Below are 18,444 nucleotides of genomic sequence, written 5' to 3' on the forward strand. Positions count from 1 at the left end.
GCCCTCACGCCAGGGCGATCACGTCCATCTCCACCGCGGCGTCCCGCGGCAGCCGCGCCACCTGCACCGTGGTGCGGGCCGGCCGGGCGTCCCGGAAGAAGTTCATGTACTCCTCGTTCACCGCGTTGAAGTCGTTCAGGTCCCTGAGGTACACGGTGGTGCGCACCACCCGCTCGAGGGAGGTGCCCGCGGCTTCCAGGATGGCCGCGATGTTCAGCAGGACCCGCCGGGTCTGCACCCGCACATCCCCGGTGACGAGCTCCCCGGTCTCGGGGTCGAGGGGAATCTGACCGGAGACGAACACAAAGCCGCCCGCCCGCACCGCCTGGGAGTACGGGCCGATGGCCCGGGGGGCCGCGTCCGTGTGGATGACTTCCTTCACCGCACCACCTCCTTCAGTCGAGCCTCTTGTGGAACCGTACAATCGCCGCGGCGAAGACCACAACCCCCAACGCCACCAGGGCCAGGATGGAGGGCCAGAGGGCTTCGATCCCCACCCCCTTGACCACGATCCCCCGGATCACGGTGAGGTAGTAGGTGAGCGGGACCACAAGTCCTACCCACTGCAGGGCCGCGGGCAGGGACTCCCGGGGGAAGAGGAAACCGGAGAGGAGGATGCTGGGGAGGAGGATGAGCTGGGCGAGCTGGGCCGCCTGGGTGAAGGTGCGGGAGACGGTGGAGATGAGGGTGCCCAGGCCCAGGCTGGAGAAGAAGAAGGCCAGGGTGAGGAGGTAGAGGAGCGCGAGGCTCCCCTTCACGGAGACCCCGAACCACACCCAGGCCAATCCCAGGATAAAGGTCAGGTTGATGTAGCCCAGGCCCACGAGCGGCAGGATCTTGCCCAGCATGAGCTCCGCGGGCCGGATGGGGGTCACCACCAGCTGCTCGAAGGTCCCCAGCTCCCGCTCCCGCACGATGACCCCGATGGTGAGGAAGGTGGTGGTGAACTGCAGGATGGCCCCGAGGATCCCCGGCACGATGAACACCTGGCTGCGGAGGTCCGGGTTGTACCAGGCCCGGGTGCGCACCTCCACGGGCTGCACCGGCGGCCGCTGTCCCCGGCGCCGAACCAGGTGCACGGTGAGGTCCTGGGAAAGGCGCGCGCCCACGCCACCCGCCACGGAGAGCACTACCCGGGCGCTGGTGGCGTCGGAGGCGTCCACCACCACCAGCACCTGCGCCACCTCCCCCGCCCGGAGGCGCCGGGCGTAGTCCGGAGGGATCACGATCCCGATCTTGGCCTGCCCCCGATCCAGTCGGCGCTCCATCTCCTGCAGGTTCCGGACCCACCACCGGACCGTGAAGTACCGGGTGTTCTCGAAGGCCCGCACGAGGGTGCGGCTCTCCGCACACCCGCACTGATCCCACACCGCGGTGGGCTGGTGGAGGACCTCGTTGGTGAGGTATCCGTACAGCACGAGCTGGATGATGGGCAGGGTGATCATGATGCCCAGGGTGCGACGGTCCCGCAGGAGCTGAGCCGTCTCCTTGCGCACGATGCTCCCCAAGCGCCGGAGGCTCATCCCTCCTCCGCCTCCACCAGGGCCACGAAGACGTCCTCGAGGCTCGGCAGCACGGGCTCCACGGACTCCACCGCGAACCCGGACGCCCGCAGATCCCCCAAAAGCCGCGGGGCCACCCCGACGTCCTCCACGATGGCATGGATGGCGGCGCCGTGCAGGGCCGCCTCCCGCACGAGGGGATGCCCCTCGCAGGCGGCCAGGGCCTCCATGAGGCGGTCCACCCGCACTTCCAGGACCACGCCCGGCATGCGGGTGCGCTTGATCTCCTCCGGGGGCCCCTGGGCGATGAGCCGGCCGTTGTAGATGAAGGCCAGCTCGTCGCAGTGCTCCGCCTCGTCCATGTAGTGGGTGGTGACGATCACCGTGGTCCCCTCTTCGGAGAAGCGGTCGATGAGGTCCCAGAACTGCCGGCGGGAGAGGGGATCCACGCCGGCCGTGGGTTCATCCAGGAACAGCACCTCCGGCCGGTGCAGCACCGCGCACCCGAGGGCAAGCCGCTGGCGGAGCCCGCCCGGAAGCGCGGCCACGAGGTCGTGCTGGCGGGCCCCAAGCCCCGCCTGTTCCAGCCACGCCTCCACCCGCCGGCGCAGGTCCGGCCCCCACAGCCCGTACACCCCGCCGTAGAACTCCAGGTTCTCCCGAACGGTGAGGTCCCGCCAGAGGCTGAACCGTTGGGTCATGTAGCCGATGCGGGCCTTGATGGCCTCCGCCTCCCGCCGCACATCGCGGCCCAGGACCCACGCGGTCCCCTCCGTGGGCATGAGGATCCCGCAAAGCATGCGGATGGTGGTGGACTTGCCCGCGCCGTTGGGGCCGAGAAACCCCCAGATCCGGCCCCGACGGATCTCGAAGGAAACGTGGTCCACGGCCACGAGCCCGTCGAAGACCCGGGTGAGGCGTTCCGCCCGGACCGCCACCTCCGTCATGGCCGCAACCGCGCCACGAACACGTCCTCCAATCCCGGCCGCACCGTCCGCAGCCCGCGCACCGTCACCCCTGCCTCCTCCAGGGCCCGCCGCAGGGAGTCCGGCCCGACTTGGGGATCCAGCAGGGCGTGGAACCGGTCTCCGAAGACCTCCAGACTGCGCACGAGGGGGCTCTCCCGCAGAACCGCCTTTGCCCGGGAGCGGGGCTCGGCCACCACCTCCACCACCGTCCCGCGCAACTGCGCGCGCAGGGTGGCGGGATCGTCGCAGGCCAGCAACTTTCCCCGGTGCAGGAGCCCCACCCGGGAGGCCCGGTCCGCCTCGTCCATGTAGGTGGTGCTGAGGAACACCGTGATTCCCTGGCGGTTGAGCTCGTACAGGATGCGCCAGAACTGCCGGCGCGAGACCGGGTCCACGCCCGTGGTGGGCTCGTCCAGGAGCAGCACCTCCGGCTCGTGCACCAGGGTGCAGGCGAGCGCGAGCTTCTGCCGCATGCCGCCCGAGAGGTTCACGGCGAGCCGGTCCCGGGCCTCCTCCAGGCCGAAGGCCACCAGGAGACGCTCTGCGCGGTCCCGGAAGCGGGCGGGTGGAATCCCGTAAAGGTCCGCGTACAGCCGCAGGTTCTCCCACACGGTGAGGTCCCCGTAGAGGCTGAACTGCTGGGGCATGTATCCGACGCGCTCCCGGACCTCCTCCCCCTCCCGCACCACGTCCCGTCCCGCGACCCGAACCTCGCCGGCGGTGGGCGTGATGGCCCCGCACAGGAGACGGATGAGGGTGGTCTTGCCCGCACCGTCCGGTCCCACCAGGGCGAAGATCTCGCCCTGCTGGACCTCCAGATCCACCCCGTCCACCGCCCGTAGGGGTCCGAAGGTGCGCACGAGTCCCCGGCACACGATGGCAGGGGTCATGGCTGGACGCGCAGGAGGGCATCCGCGGGAAGCCCGGGCTTGAGGAGCCCGCCTGGGTTCAGCAGGGCGATCTTCACCGCGAAGACGAGCTTGGTGCGTTCCTCTCGGGTCTGGACGTTGCCGGGCGTGTACTCCGCCCGGTTCGCGATCTCCACCACCCGGCCGGAGAAGACCCGGTTCGGATAGGCGTCCACCCGGACCTCCACGGGCTGTCCCAGCCGCACGCGCCCCAGGTCCGCCTCCGGTACGAACACCCGGAGATACGGGCGGTTGAGGTCCGCCACGGTGAGGACCGGGGCTCCGGGATTCACGAGCTCGCCCACCTCCGCCAGCCGCGCCAGGACCACGCCGGAGATGGGCGAACGCAGCACCGCCTGCGCGCGGGCCACCTCCGCCAGGCGCAGGGCAGCCCGGGCCTGCTCGACGGCGGCCTGGGCGGCCTCCACCTCCCGGGCCCGCTGGCGCACGAGTTCCCGGGCCGCCCGGGCGCTCCGCAGGCCGGCCTCCGCCTGGGCCACCTGGGCCCGGGAGATCTCTTCCTCCAGCCTCCGGATGGAGACCTGCCGCTCCGCCGCCCGGGCCGCGGACAGGGCGGAGCGGGCCGCCTGATCCGCGGCCGCGGCCTGGGCCACCGCGGCCCGGGCCGCCGCGATCTGCTCCGTGAGGGCAGAGAGCTGCGCCTGAGCGGCCTCGTACTGGGCCCGCGCAGCCTCGCTCTGAGCCCGGGCGGCCTCCGCCGCCGCCTGGGCGCTCGCCAGCTGGGCTCTCGCCGCGTCCACCTGCTGGGCCGCGATGGCCCCGGCCTGGTAGAGGGCCTCCGCCCGGGCGGCATCCGCCCGGGCCCGGTCCAGCTGAGCCTGGGCCGCGGCGAGTTGGGCTTCCGCGGTGTGACGGGCGGCCTCTGCCGCCTGTACCTGGGCCCGGGTGGCCTCCAGGTTGCGGAGCAGGGCCCGGAGGTTGGCCTCCGCGGCAGCCCGCTGGGCGCGGGCATGCTGCACTTGAGCTTCAGCTTGCTGGATCTGAGCCCTCGCGGTGGACCGCTGCACCTCCGTGGCTTCCCGGGCCTGGGGCACCCGGACCTTCGTGGCCCGTAGGACGGCCTGCGCCTGCTCCACCGAGGCCCGGTACTGGGCCTGCTGGAGGCTCAACGCCGCCTCCGCCTGGCTCAAGCGGGCCTGGCTCAAGCGGAGATTGGCCCGGGCCTGGGCGAGCTGGGCCAGCAGCTCCTCCGCCTCCAGCTCCGCCACCACCTGCCCCGCCCGCACCGCCTCTCCCTCCCGTACGAGGATCCGGCGGATGCGGCCCGCCACCTTCGGAGCCACGTCCACCTGCGTGGCCTCGATGGTGCCGCTCGCCTCGATGCGGTCCGGGTTTGCCAGGCCACGCGGCCACAGGAAGTACGCGGCCACGCCCGCGGCCACAACCAGGACGAGCCACCGCCGCGCTACCATACCGTCTCCACGGGCTGTACGAAGGCGAACAGGGCCGGCGGCCGGAGGTATCCCCGCTTGAGGGTCTCGAGCGCCTCCAGCAACCCCTGCACTTGAGGCTCCTCCAGCACCGCCAGCAGCAGGTTATTGGTGCCGGGCCAGATGGGGGTGCCCAGCCGCAGCCCCTTCCTTCCGGACCCCACCGCACCCTCCAACTTCGTCCAGCCGGGAAGTTCCAGGCGCTGCAGGAGCTCCATCATCGAATCGTCGATCCCCGCCTCGTAGATCACCGCCACCAGCTTCATCGTCCCGCCTCCTCCGGGTGCGCGGCCACCCCGGGCGTGGGCCTGAGGCTCCGCGCCCGCCTCGCCACCCATCCCCGGAGGTCGTCGAGCAGGGTGTAGGTGACGGGGATGACCACCAGGGTGAGGAGGGTGGACCAGGCGAGGCCCCCGATCACGGCCCAAGCCAGCGGTGAGCGCAGCTCCGAGCCCTTGCCGAACTCCAGGGCCACGGGGAGGCTCCCGAGGATCACGGAAAGGGTGGTCATGATCACGGGCCGGAGCCGCGTGGGACCGGCCTCCAGCACCGCCTCCGTGCGGGGCAGCCCCCGCGCCCGCAGGGTATTCGTGTAGTCCACCAGCAGGATGGAGTTCTTCATCACGAGCCCCGTGAGCAGGATAAAGCCGATGGCGCTCACCATGGAAAGGGACTTCCCAGCCAGCAACAGCGCCAGGATCCCGCCCACCCAGGCGAGGGGCAGGGCCAGCATGATGGCAAACGGCGTGAAGGTGCTCTCGAAGAGGGCCGAAAGCAGGATGTAGACCAACACCACGCCCAGCCCCAGGGCGAAGAGGAACGTCCCGCCCGCCTCCGCGATCTGCTCCGCCTGCCCGCCGAGCTCCACCACCACGCCCGGAGGGCGGATGTCCGCGATGGCCCGGGCCGCCAGTTGGTTCACGTTGCCCGCGAAGGATCCGGGCTCCAGGTTCGCGGTCACGGAGACCACCCGCTGCCGGTTGCGCCGATCGATGCGGGTGGGCCCGGTCCCGGTCTCGATGCGGGCCACGTCCCGCACGTATACGGGTCGGCCCGAGACCACGGCGAGCAGCACGTCCCCGAGATCTTCAGGCCGGAGCGGCCGCCCTTCCCGCACCATGCGGATGCGCACGGGGACCTCCTTCTCGCCCGTCCGGAAGCGGATGTCCGTGCTCCCCTCCACGGCATTGCGCAGGATCCCCGCCACGGCCGCGGTGCTGAGGCCGAGCTCCGTGAGCCGCTCCCGGTCCATGCGCACCCGGAGCTCCGGCCGGCCCAGGCGCACGCTCACGTCCACGTCCCGGATCCCGGGGACCGCGCGCAGGCGATCCGCGATCCGGTCCGCGGTGGCGCTCAGGAGGCCGAGATCCTCCCCCCGCACCCGGACCTCCACGGGCGATTGAGGCCCCGCCACGTTGCCCGCCGCGTACACCACCCGGGCTCCGGGGAGCTGGTTCGCCTCGGGATCCCGTTGCAGCTGCGCCACGATCTCCCGGTCCGTGCGGTGGCGTTCTTCCCGCAGGCGCACCAGGAGCTGCGCGAACTGAGGTCCGGTCTGGGCCTGTTGCCCGGAGGTGCCCACGTTCGTGATGACCGTCTCCACCTCCGGCACCCGGCGCAACAACGCCTCCACCCGCCGGGCCGTGGCCTCCGTGGTCTCGAGGTTGGTGCCCGCGGGCAGTTCCAGCCGCACGGTGAACACGCCCTGGTCCACGGAGGGGATGAACTCGAACCCGAGCCGGGAGGCGAGGGGAAAGACGAGGAGCACGGAGAGTCCGCCGAGGAGGACCACCTCAACGCGGTGGTGAAGGGCCCAGGACAGGAGCGCCCGGTACCTTCCGTCGAGCCACCCGTAGAAGCGATCCAGGGGCGCGAACAGCCGCGCCGCGAATCCCTGCGGTTCCTCGTGCCCGGTGCGGCGGCGCAGCCACCGGGCCGCCAGCATGGGGGTGAGGGTGAAGGCGGCGAAGAGGCTGAACAACGTCACCGTGGCCACGGTGAGGCCGAAGGGCCGCAGGAGTTGTCCGAAGATCCCACCGGCCAAAGCGAGGGGCACGAACACCACCACGTCCACCAGGGTGATGGCCACCGCCGCGAGTCCGATCTCGCTACGGCCGTTGTAGGCGGCCTCCGCGGGGAGTTCCCCCCGCTCCAGGTGCCGGTGGATGTTCTCCAGGACCACGATGGAGTCGTCCACCAGGATCCCGATGGCCAGGGAAAGCCCCAGGAGGGTGAAGAAGTTCAGGGTGAACCCGAGGCCCGCGATCACGACGAAACTGGAAAGCAGGGAAGTGGGGATGGCGAGGAAGACGATGAAGGTGTTCACCGCGTCGTGCAGGAAGAAGAACACGATGACGGAGGCGAGCACGATGCCCAGCAGCAGAGCCAGGAAGACGTCGTTCACCGCTTCCCGGGTGAAGGTGGAGGCGTCGCTGGCGACGGTCACCTGCAGGTCCGGGAACTCCGTCTGGATCCGCCGCAGCTCCCGCTTCACCGCATCCGCCACCGCGATGGTGTTGGCGTCCGCGGCCTTGCGCACGAGCAGCGTGACGCTCTCCCGGCCGTTCAGCCGGCTGAGCTGCGTGCGCTCCCCGACCCCGTCCGTGACCTCCGCCACATCCCCGAGCCGCACGGACCCGCCTCCGGGGAGTCCCAACCGCAGGTCGCGGAGTTCCTCTAAGGAGGTGAACTCTCCCAGGGCCCGCACCGCGTACTCCCGCCGCCCTTCCTTGAGGAAGCCCGCGGGGACGTTGAGGTTCTCCTGTGCCAGAGCCGCGGTGAACTGCCCAAGGCCGAGCCCGTACGCCTGGAGGCGATCCCGGTCCACCGCGATCCGGATCTCCCGGGTCTGCCCGCCGATCACCTCCACGTTGGCCACCCCGCCGATCTGCTCCAGGCGGGGCTTGAGGCGGTCATCCACGAGCTCCCGCAGCTGCAGAGGGGAGCGGGTGGCGCTGGTGAGGGAGAGGGAGAGGATGGGGAAGGCGGAGAAGCTGAACCGCTGGACCACGGGCGCGAGGACGTCCCGGGGGAGCTGCGCGCGCACCGCATCCACCTTCTCCCGGACCGCGGCGGTGGCCGCGTTGAGGTCCGTGCCGAGCTGGAACTGCACCACCACCAGGGACAGGCCCTCCTGGCTGGTGGCCTGGATCTCCCGAATCCCCGAGACCGTGCCCACCGCATCCTCGAGGGGTTTGGTGACGGAGGTCTCCACCTCCTGGGGGCCGGCTCCGGGGTAGACGGTCACGATGGAGACCACGGGGAACTCGATGTTGGGCAACAGCTCCACGGGCATGGCCCACAGGAGGCGAAGGCCGATGACGCCCAGGGCCACCCAGGCCATGAGCACGAGCACGGGCCTGCGGATCGAGAGACGCGTGAGCCACATCGCCCCCTCCTATGGCCGTACGATGACCGGCACGCCGTCCTGTAGCCGGTCCTGCCCCAGAACCACCACGCGTTCCCCGGTTCGCAGGCCGAAGACCTGCACGGATCCTCCCTCCCGCAGGCCGATGCGGACGGGCCGAAGCCGGGCCCGGCCTCCCTCCACAACCCACACGGAGGGCCTCCCCCCGGTGGAGACCACGGCTTCCGCGGGCACCAGCACCGCCCCGCGAACCTCTGCCACCACGATGGTCCCCCGACCGAACATCCCGGGCCGCAGGAGACGATGGGGGTTGGGGAGCTCCACCTCCACGGTGAAGGTGCGGGTGCGGGTGCTGGCCGCTTCGGACCACCGGGTGACCCTCCCCTGGAAGACCCGGCCCGGGAGGGCATCCACGGTGACCTCCACGGGCTGACCCCGACGCACCCGGCGGATCTCCCGCTCGGAGACCTCCAGCTGCACCCGCACTTGAGCCAGGTCCGCCACCACCAGCACCGGCATGCCCGGAGCAACCCACTCCCCCGGATCCACGGATCGCTGGACCACCACGCCCTCGAGGGGAGAGCGGATCCAGGTGTTCTGGAGCTGCTGCTCCGCCAGGCGCACCGCGGACCGGGCCTGGTCTACCGCGGCCTTTGCCTGGAGGACATCCTGGCGGCGGGCGGAGGACTGCGCCCGCTGGGCCTCCGCCGCACGCAGGGCGGCCCGGGCCCCCTCCAGGGCCGAGCGGGCCTGCTCAAGTGCGGCTTCCGCGGCCGCCTGCTGGGCGGTGAGGGTCTGGATCTGGCTCAAGTGCGCGTCCCGCTGGGCCCGCGCGGCGTCCAGGGCCGATTGGGCGCTCAGCAGCTGCGTGCGGGCCGCCTCCACCTGCTGGGCCGCCACCGCACCCGCGGCGTAGAGGACCTCCAACCGCGCCAGGTCCGACCGGACCCGCTCGAGGTTCGCCTCCGCGGCCCGCACGTTGGCCTCCGCGGCCGCGAGGTTGGCCCGCAGGCTCCGGAGGCTGCCGTCCAAAGCGTCCCGGTTGGCCTGAGCGCTCCGGACCTGGGACTCCAGGGCCCGCAGCTGGGCCCTGGCCTGGGCGATCTGCGCCTCCGTGGTCTCCCGCTGGAGGGTCTCCCCGATCTCGGCCTGGGAAACCCGCGCGAGGGCCGCCCGGAGGGCCGCCTGGGCCTGCTGGAGCTGGGCCTCCGCGTCCGAGGGGTCCAGCCGGAGGAGCGCCTGAGCCCTCCGCACCGGGTCCCCTTCCCGCACGAACACCTGGAGCACCCGACCCGGGATCTTCGAACTCACCTCCACGGTCTGGTTCGCCACCACGGAACCCGCGGCCCGGATCACCTCCCGCACGAGGCCGGTTTGAGCAGACACGGCTTCCACCGCCACCCCGGGCTGGGGGGTCCTGGGGGATCTGGGCCGGGCGGGTTCCCGCCGCGTGAGGGCGGAAACCCCGAGGACCAGGAACACCGCTACAAGGCCGAGCGCGATCCGCCTGCGCATCCCGCACCTCCTAGAGGGAACCCGTGGCGAGCAGCCACTGCAGCCGCGCGAGGTTCTGCTCGAACCGGGCCTGAGCGAGGCTCAGCTCCGCCTGCGCGAGCTGCGCCTGGGCCGAGAGGAGCTCCAAGGCGGTTCCCACCCCCGCCTCGAACCGGACCGCGGCGATGCGGGCAGCCTCCCGGGCCTGCTCCACCGCCTTCTCCGCGCTGAGCAGGGCCGCGCCCGACTGCTCCAGGGCGACCCAGGCCTGCCGGACTTCCAGTTCGATGCGGGCGCGCAGCTGGGCCTCCATCACCCGCAGCTGCTCCAGGCGCAGCTCCGCCTCCCGCACCCGCTCCCGGGTGATGCCGCCGTCGTAGAGCTGTAGGGTCACCGCGAGGGTCACGGACCACGTCCCCTGGATCTGGTTCAGGGGACCCGTGAGATCGTAGTTGGCGGTGAGGGCGAGGTTGGGTCGAGCGCCGCTACGGGCGAGCTCCACCGCGGCCTGGGCGGCCTCCGAGCGGGCCCGGAGCTCCAGGAGCTCGGGCCGGCGCTGAAGGGCCCGGGCGATCCCCTCCGCCAGGGTCGCGATGACGGGACGCGGTTCCAGGGGGTCCGCGGGCTCGAAGGGGGTGTCGAGGGGAAGATCCAGGAGGGAGGCGAGCTGCGCGGCCGCGTTGCGAACCCCGGTTTCGGCCCGAAGCAGGTTCTGCCGCGCGCTCGCCACGGCCACCTCCGCCTGCAGGACGTCGAAGCGGGGAGACGTCCCAGCCCGGAATCGGGCCTGAGCCACCCGCAACGACTCCTCCGCCTGCGCGAGATGCCTATGCGCCGCGGCCACCGTCTCCCGGCTCAACAACCACCCGAGATAGGCCTGCTGAGCCTGGGCCAGCACCTGCTGGCGGGTCCGCTCCAGGGCCGCCTGGGCACCCCGCACGTTGGCCTCCGCAAGGCTCAGCTGGGCCTCCAGCCGCCCGCCCGTGTACAGGGGGTACTGAGCCAGGAGGCGCAGCAGGAACTGGTTCGGCTCGGGCGGGGGGATGGTGACGGTGAGCTGGGGCGGGGTCGGACTGAAGGGGTTGGGAAAGGTGAGGGTGGTGCCGGGTTGATGGAGGGACACGTAGGAAGCCTGGAGGCTCAGCTGAGGTTGCCTTGTGGCCCGGATCTGGGCGAGGGCGGCCTGCGCGATGGCCAGGTCCAGGGCCGCGGCCCGCAGCTGGAGGTTGCGCTCCAGGGCCAGGGCGGCCACTTCCGCGAACCCCACCCGGCGGGGAGCGGGCTGGGCTCCAAGAGGAGCTTGCACGAGCAAGAGCACGAGGAGCACGGCAAGCAACGTCCATCGCTTCATGGCTGACCTCCCGCGACGGTTCCGGTGGAAGGGGAAGACCCCGTAGGACCCGAGCGGCTGAGCAGTCCCTGGAACACCAGGCGGGCCAACTCCCGGGCCACTTCCTCCCGGGAGTAGCGGGCGAAGAGGGGGTCGGGATCGTACGGATCGAAGAGGGGGATGCCCCGCAGCATGGCCGCGATGGCGGCCACCACGATGGGAACCTCGAACCGCGCGTAGACCCCTTCCTCCATCCGCTTCGCGATCCGGCCCTCCACCACGGCCTTGAGCTCCCGGAGTCGCTCCTGCACGCTGCGGCGGAACTCCTGGTCCACGTCGGCCCGGTGCATGACCAGGCGCAGGAAGGAGCTGTGGCGCTCCAGGAGCTCGAACTGGGTTAGGAAGATCCGGGCGAGAAGCGCCTCATCCTCGGGAAGGTCTCCATGCTCGATCATCCCGTGCAGGGAGGCAAGCGCCACCTGCTCCCAGGCCCCCAGGAGCAGGTGGCGCTTGCTGGGGAAGTAAAGGTAAAGGGTGCCCTCCGCAAGCCCGGCCCGCTCCGCGATGGCCCGGATCGTGGCCCCCTCGTAGCCCGCCTCCGAGAAGACCGCCACCGCCGCCTCCAGGATCTGCTGGCGGCGCCTCTGAGTGAGACGCCGCCGGGCCTCCTCCGTCAGGCGCGCCACAACCTCACCCTGCGAGAATGCTGAATGATCACTCACTCAAATTACATGCCCGTTTCTCCGGAGGTCAACGGGAAAATTCCTGCTCGTCCCGGCATGCTTCTTGCTCTGCTTTGCCTGCCGCGGAGGGGGAGGTGCTCACGTTACCGGAGGTCCACGAGCCCAAACCGCCGTCTGGCTCCCTCGCGGAGCAGCTCCTGCAGGCGGCCCAGTGGGCCTGCGCGGCCCAGGGTCCCGATGAGATCCTGAGCCGGGTGGGAGAAGGGCTCAGCGGTCTAGCGGTCTCCGTGGCCGTGTACCGGTTCCACCCTGGGGATCGGGTCCTCGAGCTGCGGGCCCACCATGGCCCGGTGCCCATCCGGCGTTCCACCGTTCCCGTGGGCAGGGCCGGGTTCGCGCACCGGGTGCTCTCTGCCCGCAGGGCCATGGCGGTCCCCGACTGCCGGGCAGATCCGGGGGTGAGCCGCAAGGTGGTGGAGTCCGGGGTGGGGTCCTTCGTGGCGGTGCCGCTTGTGGGGCCAGACGACGCGGTCTTGGGGTTGGTGTACCTGAACTTCGCGGAGCCTCAGTCCTTCGAGCCCGAGTTCCTCGACCTCCTCTCCGCCTATGGCCGAATCGTGGCCCTGGCGTTGGACCGGGTGGAGATGCGGACCCGGCTGCAGTGGGAACGACAGCGCCTCATCACGAGCCTCGCGGAGGCCGTGGACGCCCGGGACCCCTACACCGCGGGGCACAGCCGTCGGGTCCGGGTCCTCGCGGGGGCCATCGGACGGACCCTAGGGCTCGGTCCGGAGGCGCTGCACCGCCTGGAGGTGGCCGCGTTGCTGCACGACATCGGCAAGATCGGCGTGCGGGACGGGGTCCTCCTGAAGACCGGTCCCCTCACCGCCGCGGAGCGGGCGGAAGTGCGGGAGCACGCCCTCATCGGCGCCCGGATCCTCGCGAGCGCGGGGATCGAGCCCGAGATCGTGGACGCGGTGCGGCACGTGCACGAACGGTACGATGGGAAGGGCTATCCCGCGGGCCTGCGCGGGGAGGAGATCCCGCTGCTGAGCCGCATCCTCGCGGTGGCCGACGCCTTCGAGGCCATGACCTCGGACCGGGCCTACCGCATCGCCCTTCCGTGGGAGGTGGCGGTCTGCGAGCTGGAGCGGGAGCAGGGCCGTCAGTTCGATCCCCGGGTGGTAACGGCGTTCTGTGGGATCCTCCGGTCCGCGCGGAGGCGTTCCGCCCTCCAGCAGGCCCTCCTCGAGGTCACGCATTCCGGGTCCGGGACCGCGGATCCCGTGGAGGTACTGGAGCGACTCGCGAAGGCCTTCTACGCCTTCACCCTGCGGTTGCTGGAGGCCTTGGAACGAACCGCGGGGAGGTCCCTCACGGAGGGCCTCCTGCAACGGATTCCCGTGATCCCGGTCTTCCCCCACGCGGGAGGGGAGGACCCTTCTCCCACGGCCGTGCGCCAACGGGTGGAGGAATACCGGGAGCAGGTCGCCCGCATGGTGGAGTACGCCGCGGAAGTGTGCGGGAGGCGGATCGCGCGGGCCCTGGTGGAGCAGACGATCCGGGAGCTCCCGGAGGAGGTGCGCCCCCTCACCACCCTGTTCCTGCGGGTGGAGGACCCGGGACCCTGGGACGGGTTATACTCCCAATAGGCCCGGGGAGGGCAAGGTGCACGAGTTCACGGTGCGCACCCCGCAACGGGAGTGCTTGGTGGAGATCACGGACCAGGTGGCGCAGGCGGTGCGCGCGAGCCGGGTTCGGAACGGGACCGCCTTCCTCTACGTGCCCCACACCACTTGCGGCCTCGTGATCCAGGAAAACGCGGATCCGGGAGTTGCCCACGACATGCTCCTGCTGCTGCGTCGCATGGCCCCCCGGGGGGATCCCGCGTACCGGCACGTGGAGGAGAACTCTCCCGCCCACCTCCAGTCGAGTCTGGTGGGCCATACCGCCTTCGTGTTCGTCCGGGACGGGGAGCTCGTCCTGGGGCGCTGGCAGGCCCTCTTCCTCGCGGAGTTCGACGGCCCCCGGACCCGCCGGGTCCTCGTGAAGGTGCTGCCGGACCCGGCTTGAGCCGCTAACGGGCCTCCGCGGCCTGCTTCTGCCGCTGCGCCTCCTCGATCACCTTCTGGGCCACGTGGGGCGGAGCTTCCTCGTAGTGGGAGAAGCTCATCTCGAAACTGCCCCGGCCTCCGGTGATGGCCCGCAGATCGCTGGCGTACCGCAGCATCTCCGCCATGGGCACCTGGGCGCGGATCCGGGTGGTCCCGTCCCCCTTGGGCTCGATCCCCTGGATGCGGGCCCGCTTCGCGTTGAGATCCCCCACCACGTCGCCCACCACGTCGTCCGGGGCCGTGACCTCCACCTGCATGATGGGCTCCAGCAGCACCAGCCCTGCCTGCTCCGCGGCCTTCTTGAAGGCCAAGGAACCCGCGATCTGGAAGGCGATGTCCGAGGAGTCCACGGGGTGGGTCTTCCCGTCCACCAGCGCCACCCGCACGTCCACCACCGGGTACCCCGCCAGGATTCCCTCCTCCATGGCCTTGCGCACGCCCTTGTCCACGGAGGGCCGGAACTGCTGGGGGATCACTCCGCCCACGATCCGGTCCACGAACTCGTAGCCGCTCCCCCGTGGCAGGGGCTCGAGCTCGAGGACGCACACCCCGTACTGCCCTCGGCCGCCCGTCTGCCGGACGTAGCGGCCCTCCGCGGTGGCCTTCCGGCGGATGGTCTCCCGGTAGGGGACGTAGGGCCGCCCCAGCTGGACGTCCACGTTGAACTTCCGCTTGAGCCGGTCCGCCACGATCTCCAGGTGGGACTCCCCCATGCCCGCGATGACCGTCTTCTTCGCCTCGGGGTCGTGCTCCACGTGGAGGGTGGGATCCTCCTCCGCGAGGCGCGGCAGGACCGTGGCGAGCCGGTCCTCGTCCTGTCGAGTCTTCGCCTCGATGGTCATGGAGATCACGGGCTTGGGGAAGGAGATGGGACGCAGCCGTACCGGGCGGTCCCGCTGGGTGAGGGTGTCGTTGGTCTGGGTCTCCGCCAGCTTCGCCACCGCCCCGATGTCGCCCGCGGGCAGCTCCGGCACCTGGATCTGCTGCTTGCCTCGCATGACGTAGAGGGGTCCGATGCGCTCCGGTTTCTCCTTCGTGGCGTTGTAGACCTGGCTATCGGCCCGCAGGGTCCCGGCGTACACCCGGAGGTAGGAGAGCCGGCCCACGTAGGGATCCGCCATGGTCTTGAACACCAGGGCCGCGAGGGGACCGGCGGGTTCTACCGCCAGGTGAGCCCCGGACTCCGTCTCCGCCTCCCGCTCCCCGGGATGGGGACCGAGAGCCACCAGGGTGTCCAGGAGCGCGTGGGCACCCGCGCCGGTCAACGCAGCCCCGCACAGGACGGGCACGACCCGGCCTTCCCGCACGCCCGCCCGCAGCCCCCGGAGGATTTCCTCGGGGCTGAGCTCCCCGGTCTCCAGGTACTTCTCCACCAGGGCATCCTCCCCTTCCGCGGCCTCCTCCACGAGCACCTCCCGCCACCGCCTGACCTCCTCCTGGACTTCCGCGGGGGGCTCCCCGGCGCGGACCTTTCCCTCCTCCACCAGGTACGCCCGCAGGGTCACCAGGTCCACGACCCCCCGGAAGGCCGTCTCCCGGCCTACGGGGACCTGGAGGGGAACCACGTGCGGTCCGAACCGCTCCCGCAGCTGCTCCATGACCCGCTGGAATTCCGCGTTCTCCCGATCCATGCGGTTCAGGAACACAAACCGGGGGAGACGGGCCGCCTCCGCCACCCGCCACAACTTCTCCGTCTGCACCTGGATGCCCGCCACCGCATCCAGCACGAACAGGGCCGCGTCCGCCACGTGCAGGGCCGCATAGCACTCCCCGATGAAGTCCGGATACCCGGGCGTGTCGAGGAGGTTGAGTTTGTGGTCCTTCCACTCCAGCGGCGCGGGCGTGAGGTTGATGGTCATCCTCCGCCGGATCTCCTCGGGGTCGTAGTCCGTGGTGGTGGTCCCCTCGTCCACCCGCCCCATCCGCTCGATGGCCCCGGACGCGTACAGCAGCGCCTCCACCAGGCTGGTCTTCCCCACTCCCCCGTGCCCCACCACCGCCACGTTCCGGATGCGCTCCACCGGATAGACCTTCATCCTCTGCCTCCTTCCCGTCAGTATCCCAGCTCGGGATCTACGACGTTCCGCAGCCCCTCCCCTCGAAGGTAGCGGCGGAGGTTATCGCAGAACAACGGGATGGCCCGGTCCATGTACCGGGGGGAGTTGCCCGAGATGTGCGGGGTGATGAGGACGTTGGGGAGGTCCCACAAGGGGTGCTCGGGCGGGAGGGGCTCCGTCTCGAAGACGTCGAGGGCCGCCCCCCGGAGCCTCCCGGACCGGAGGGCCTCCACCAGCGCCCGCTCGTCTACCAGGGCGCCCCGGCCCACGTTGACCAGCACCGCCTCCGGCTTCATCCACCCCAACTCCCGCGCCCCGAGGAGTCCACGGGTTTGGGGGGTAAGCGGGAGGGCGAGCACCACGTAGTCCGCGCTCCGGAGCACCGCCTGCAACCCCTCGGGGCCGTACACCTCCTCCACCTCCGGCACGGGCGCGGGGTTTCGCCGCAGGCCCACGACCCGGGCACCGAAGGCCCGACATCGTCTGGCCACCTCCTGCCCGATGGCTCCAAGGCCCAGGATCCCCACCGTGGCCCCCCACAGCTCCCCGCCCGGTTCCGGTTCCCACCGCCGGTGGATCTGGTGGCGGAACGCCACGTGGAGGTTCCGGGCGAACACGAGGAGGCACCCGAGCACGTGCTCGGCCATGGGGATGGCGTGGATGCCCCGGCTGTTGGTGAGGAGAATGCCCCGGCCGGTGAGTTTCGGGAGCAGGTTATCCACCCCCGCAGCGGTGGAGTGCACCCACCGGAGCCCGCGGGCTCGCTCCAACACCCCATCCGGCAGATCCCACCCCACCCACACCTCGGCGTCCGGGGCGTGGTCCAGGGATTCGGAGCGGGACACCACGCGCAGCTCCACCCGGGGATCCACGGCCCGGACCATGGCCTCGTGGTGCGGCCCAATCCGCACCGTGCACACCACCACGCACCGCCCACGGTCCCCCATCTTCTCTCAAGACGCGGACGCCGGAACCGTTCGACTCGCCTCCCGCAGACGTTCTACCACGAACCGCCGGTCCAGGGCCGCCAGCATCCAACCCGCCTGCGGTCCGCTGGGCTTGCCGAGAAAGGCCAGGTAGATGGCACCGAAGGCCTCCTCGGGGGAAAGCCCCAGCTCGGCCTTCAGGGCGTGGATCCGGGCCTGCACCGCCTCACCCGTCGGCCTCTCCTGCTCGAGGAAGTCCGCGAGCCGTGCGAGGAGGGTACGCTGCGTGGAAGATAGGCCTCGGGCCGCCTCGGGCAGGTGGGGCTGGACCGTGAACCGGTACCGATCCGGCGCCCACCGCGCCAGCCACCGCCTGGCGTCCTGCACCCGCGCCCGGAGTTCCGCCCTGTCCTCCTCCGTCAGGGGGGCCCCCTTCTCCCGGGCCACCGCGGCCTCGAGATCCACGTGCGGCATCTGCAGGAGGTAGGCGATCCTCGCAAACCGGGGCCGGTAGAAGGGTTCCGGGGGCGTCTCGCGGAGCCAGGAATAGCGGAAGGTCCGGGCGAGGTCCCGGATGTCCTCCGCCTCCCCGGGCGTTTTGGGCTGCAACTCCCCAAAGTACGCGGCCGCGGCCCGGTCGTACTCGTCGTACAGCCGGGGGACGGTCTCCCCGCCCGGGTCGAAGTCGATGGCGGTGCGGTGGTGGGCCCGCACGATGAGGAACCGCACCAGCTCCGGCCGCAGCACCTCCAAAAGATCCCGGGCGGGCACGCCCCGCCCTGCGCTTCCCGACATCTTCTTGCCGCCCACGTAGATCCACTCGTAGGGGATGGCAAAGGGCGGGGTGATGCCGAAGATGCGGCGGGCCACCGCGGAGGCGGTGTCGTGGGTGCCCCCCCGGGTCATGTGGTCCTTCCCGGCCCCCTCCACCTGGACCCCGAAGAGCCACCACTTGGCGGCCCACTCCGTCCGGAAGGTCATCTTGGCCCCACCCCGGAAGGGAGAGCGGCGGCCTCGGTGTCCGCAGCCCCGGGCCCAGCTCACCTTGTCCGGACGGCACTCGTACACCACCTCCGTCCCGTCCCAACCGAGCACCACCGTGGTGGCGAGCCGGCCGCAGGCCTCGCACACCACCTGCACCGGGTGCCGCTCCGCCCGCGTGCTGCCCGTGATCTCCCGCTCGACGCGCACGATCTCCTCCGCCCGGTCCAGCACCACCCGCATGGCCCCGTCGAACTGGCCTGACCGGTAGAGGTCGCTCGTACGGTAGAAGGTGCACCCCCCTCCCACCGACCGGATAATGGCCTCGAACTCCAGGATGTAGCGCTGCGCGAAGCTCGCCGCGGTGGCGTCCACCCACGGCACCTCGCAGAGGGGCTTTCCCAGGTGCGGCAGGAAGAACTCTTCCGGAAGACCGGCCGGGACGGCGTCGAACGGATCGTAGTCGTCAAACCCGTACAGGAACCGGACCTCCGCGCCCCGCTCCCGGAGTCCCCGGACGAGGGCGTCGTGGAGGATCACCCCCCGCAGGGATCCCACGTGCACGAGGCCTGAAGGCGTCCAGGAGTCGTTCACCACGTAGGGCGCCGGACGCTCCGCCAGGATGGCCTCCACCAGCACGTCCACCCACATCACCCCCCATCA

At 71.1% G+C, this 18,444-nt stretch carries 15 protein-coding genes; 2 read left to right on the plus strand and 13 right to left on the minus strand.

Features of this window, described 5'->3' with window-relative positions; translation table 11 throughout:
* Positions 1-4 precede the first annotated feature (4 nt).
* From QN206_08090 to QN206_08135, 10 genes are read right to left on the minus strand one after another with little or no spacing between them, the layout of a single operon-like run.
* Positions 5-382 (minus strand): RidA family protein, encoded by a 378-nt coding sequence (locus QN206_08090; protein MDR7614771.1) that lies wholly within the window; start codon positions 380-382, stop codon positions 5-7.
* Positions 383-395: 13 nt separating this feature from the next.
* On the minus strand, positions 396-1,523 hold the full coding sequence (locus tag QN206_08095) for an ABC transporter permease (protein ID MDR7614772.1): 1,128 nt from the start codon (positions 1,521-1,523) through the stop codon (positions 396-398).
* Positions 1,520-2,449, minus strand: a complete 930-nt coding sequence (locus tag QN206_08100; protein MDR7614773.1) for an ABC transporter ATP-binding protein — start codon at positions 2,447-2,449, stop codon at positions 1,520-1,522. The genes QN206_08095 and QN206_08100 overlap by 4 nt, the downstream gene beginning before the upstream one ends.
* Complete coding sequence (locus tag QN206_08105) at positions 2,446-3,360, minus strand: ABC transporter ATP-binding protein (GenBank protein MDR7614774.1); 915 nt, start codon at positions 3,358-3,360, stop codon at positions 2,446-2,448. The genes QN206_08100 and QN206_08105 overlap by 4 nt, the downstream gene beginning before the upstream one ends.
* Positions 3,357-4,811, minus strand: a complete 1,455-nt coding sequence (locus QN206_08110) for an HlyD family efflux transporter periplasmic adaptor subunit (GenBank protein ID MDR7614775.1) — start codon at positions 4,809-4,811, stop codon at positions 3,357-3,359. The genes QN206_08105 and QN206_08110 overlap by 4 nt, the downstream gene beginning before the upstream one ends.
* On the minus strand, positions 4,805-5,095 hold the full coding sequence (locus tag QN206_08115) for a hypothetical protein (GenBank protein MDR7614776.1): 291 nt from the start codon (positions 5,093-5,095) through the stop codon (positions 4,805-4,807). The genes QN206_08110 and QN206_08115 overlap by 7 nt, the downstream gene beginning before the upstream one ends.
* Complete coding sequence (locus QN206_08120) at positions 5,092-8,217, minus strand: efflux RND transporter permease subunit (protein ID MDR7614777.1); 3,126 nt, start codon at positions 8,215-8,217, stop codon at positions 5,092-5,094. Before QN206_08120 ends, QN206_08115 begins: the two co-directional genes overlap by 4 nt.
* A 9-nt stretch (positions 8,218-8,226) precedes the next feature.
* The gene (locus tag QN206_08125; protein ID MDR7614778.1) at positions 8,227-9,711 is read right to left on the minus strand and encodes an efflux RND transporter periplasmic adaptor subunit; all 1,485 of its coding nucleotides are present in this window, start codon (positions 9,709-9,711) and stop codon (positions 8,227-8,229) included.
* 10 nt (positions 9,712-9,721) lie between these two features.
* A complete protein-coding gene (locus tag QN206_08130) occupies positions 9,722-11,041 on the minus strand; it encodes a TolC family protein (protein ID MDR7614779.1) in 1,320 nt (439 codons plus the stop codon).
* The gene (locus QN206_08135) at positions 11,038-11,706 is read right to left on the minus strand and encodes a helix-turn-helix domain-containing protein (GenBank protein MDR7614780.1); all 669 of its coding nucleotides are present in this window, start codon (positions 11,704-11,706) and stop codon (positions 11,038-11,040) included. The genes QN206_08130 and QN206_08135 overlap by 4 nt, the downstream gene beginning before the upstream one ends.
* 131 nt (positions 11,707-11,837) lie before the next feature.
* On the opposite strand from QN206_08135, the gene QN206_08140 reads away from it, so the two are divergent.
* A complete protein-coding gene (locus QN206_08140) occupies positions 11,838-13,355 on the plus strand; it encodes an HD domain-containing protein (protein ID MDR7614781.1) in 1,518 nt (505 codons plus the stop codon).
* A 16-nt stretch (positions 13,356-13,371) separates the two neighbouring features.
* Positions 13,372-13,776, plus strand: coding sequence for a secondary thiamine-phosphate synthase enzyme YjbQ (locus QN206_08145; protein MDR7614782.1), 405 nt, complete (start codon positions 13,372-13,374; stop codon positions 13,774-13,776).
* 4 nt (positions 13,777-13,780) lie between these two features.
* Here QN206_08145 and fusA read toward each other — a convergent pair whose 3' ends face one another.
* The 3 genes from fusA to lysS are packed head-to-tail and all read right to left on the minus strand — an operon-like array spanning position 13,781 to position 18,432.
* On the minus strand, positions 13,781-15,853 hold the full coding sequence (fusA, locus tag QN206_08150) for an elongation factor G (GenBank protein ID MDR7614783.1): 2,073 nt from the start codon (positions 15,851-15,853) through the stop codon (positions 13,781-13,783).
* A gap of 17 nt (positions 15,854-15,870) precedes the next feature.
* A complete protein-coding gene (locus QN206_08155; protein ID MDR7614784.1) occupies positions 15,871-16,821 on the minus strand; it encodes a D-2-hydroxyacid dehydrogenase in 951 nt (316 codons plus the stop codon).
* Between the two features lie 6 nt (positions 16,822-16,827).
* Positions 16,828-18,432: a lysine--tRNA ligase gene (lysS, locus tag QN206_08160; GenBank protein ID MDR7614785.1), complete on the minus strand. Its 1,605-nt coding sequence runs from the start codon at positions 18,430-18,432 to the stop codon at positions 16,828-16,830.
* Positions 18,433-18,444 lie beyond the last annotated feature (12 nt).

The organism is Armatimonadota bacterium (assembly GCA_031460175.1).
GTDB classification, from domain to species: domain Bacteria; phylum Sysuimicrobiota; class Sysuimicrobiia; order Sysuimicrobiales; family Sysuimicrobiaceae; genus Sysuimicrobium; species Sysuimicrobium tengchongense.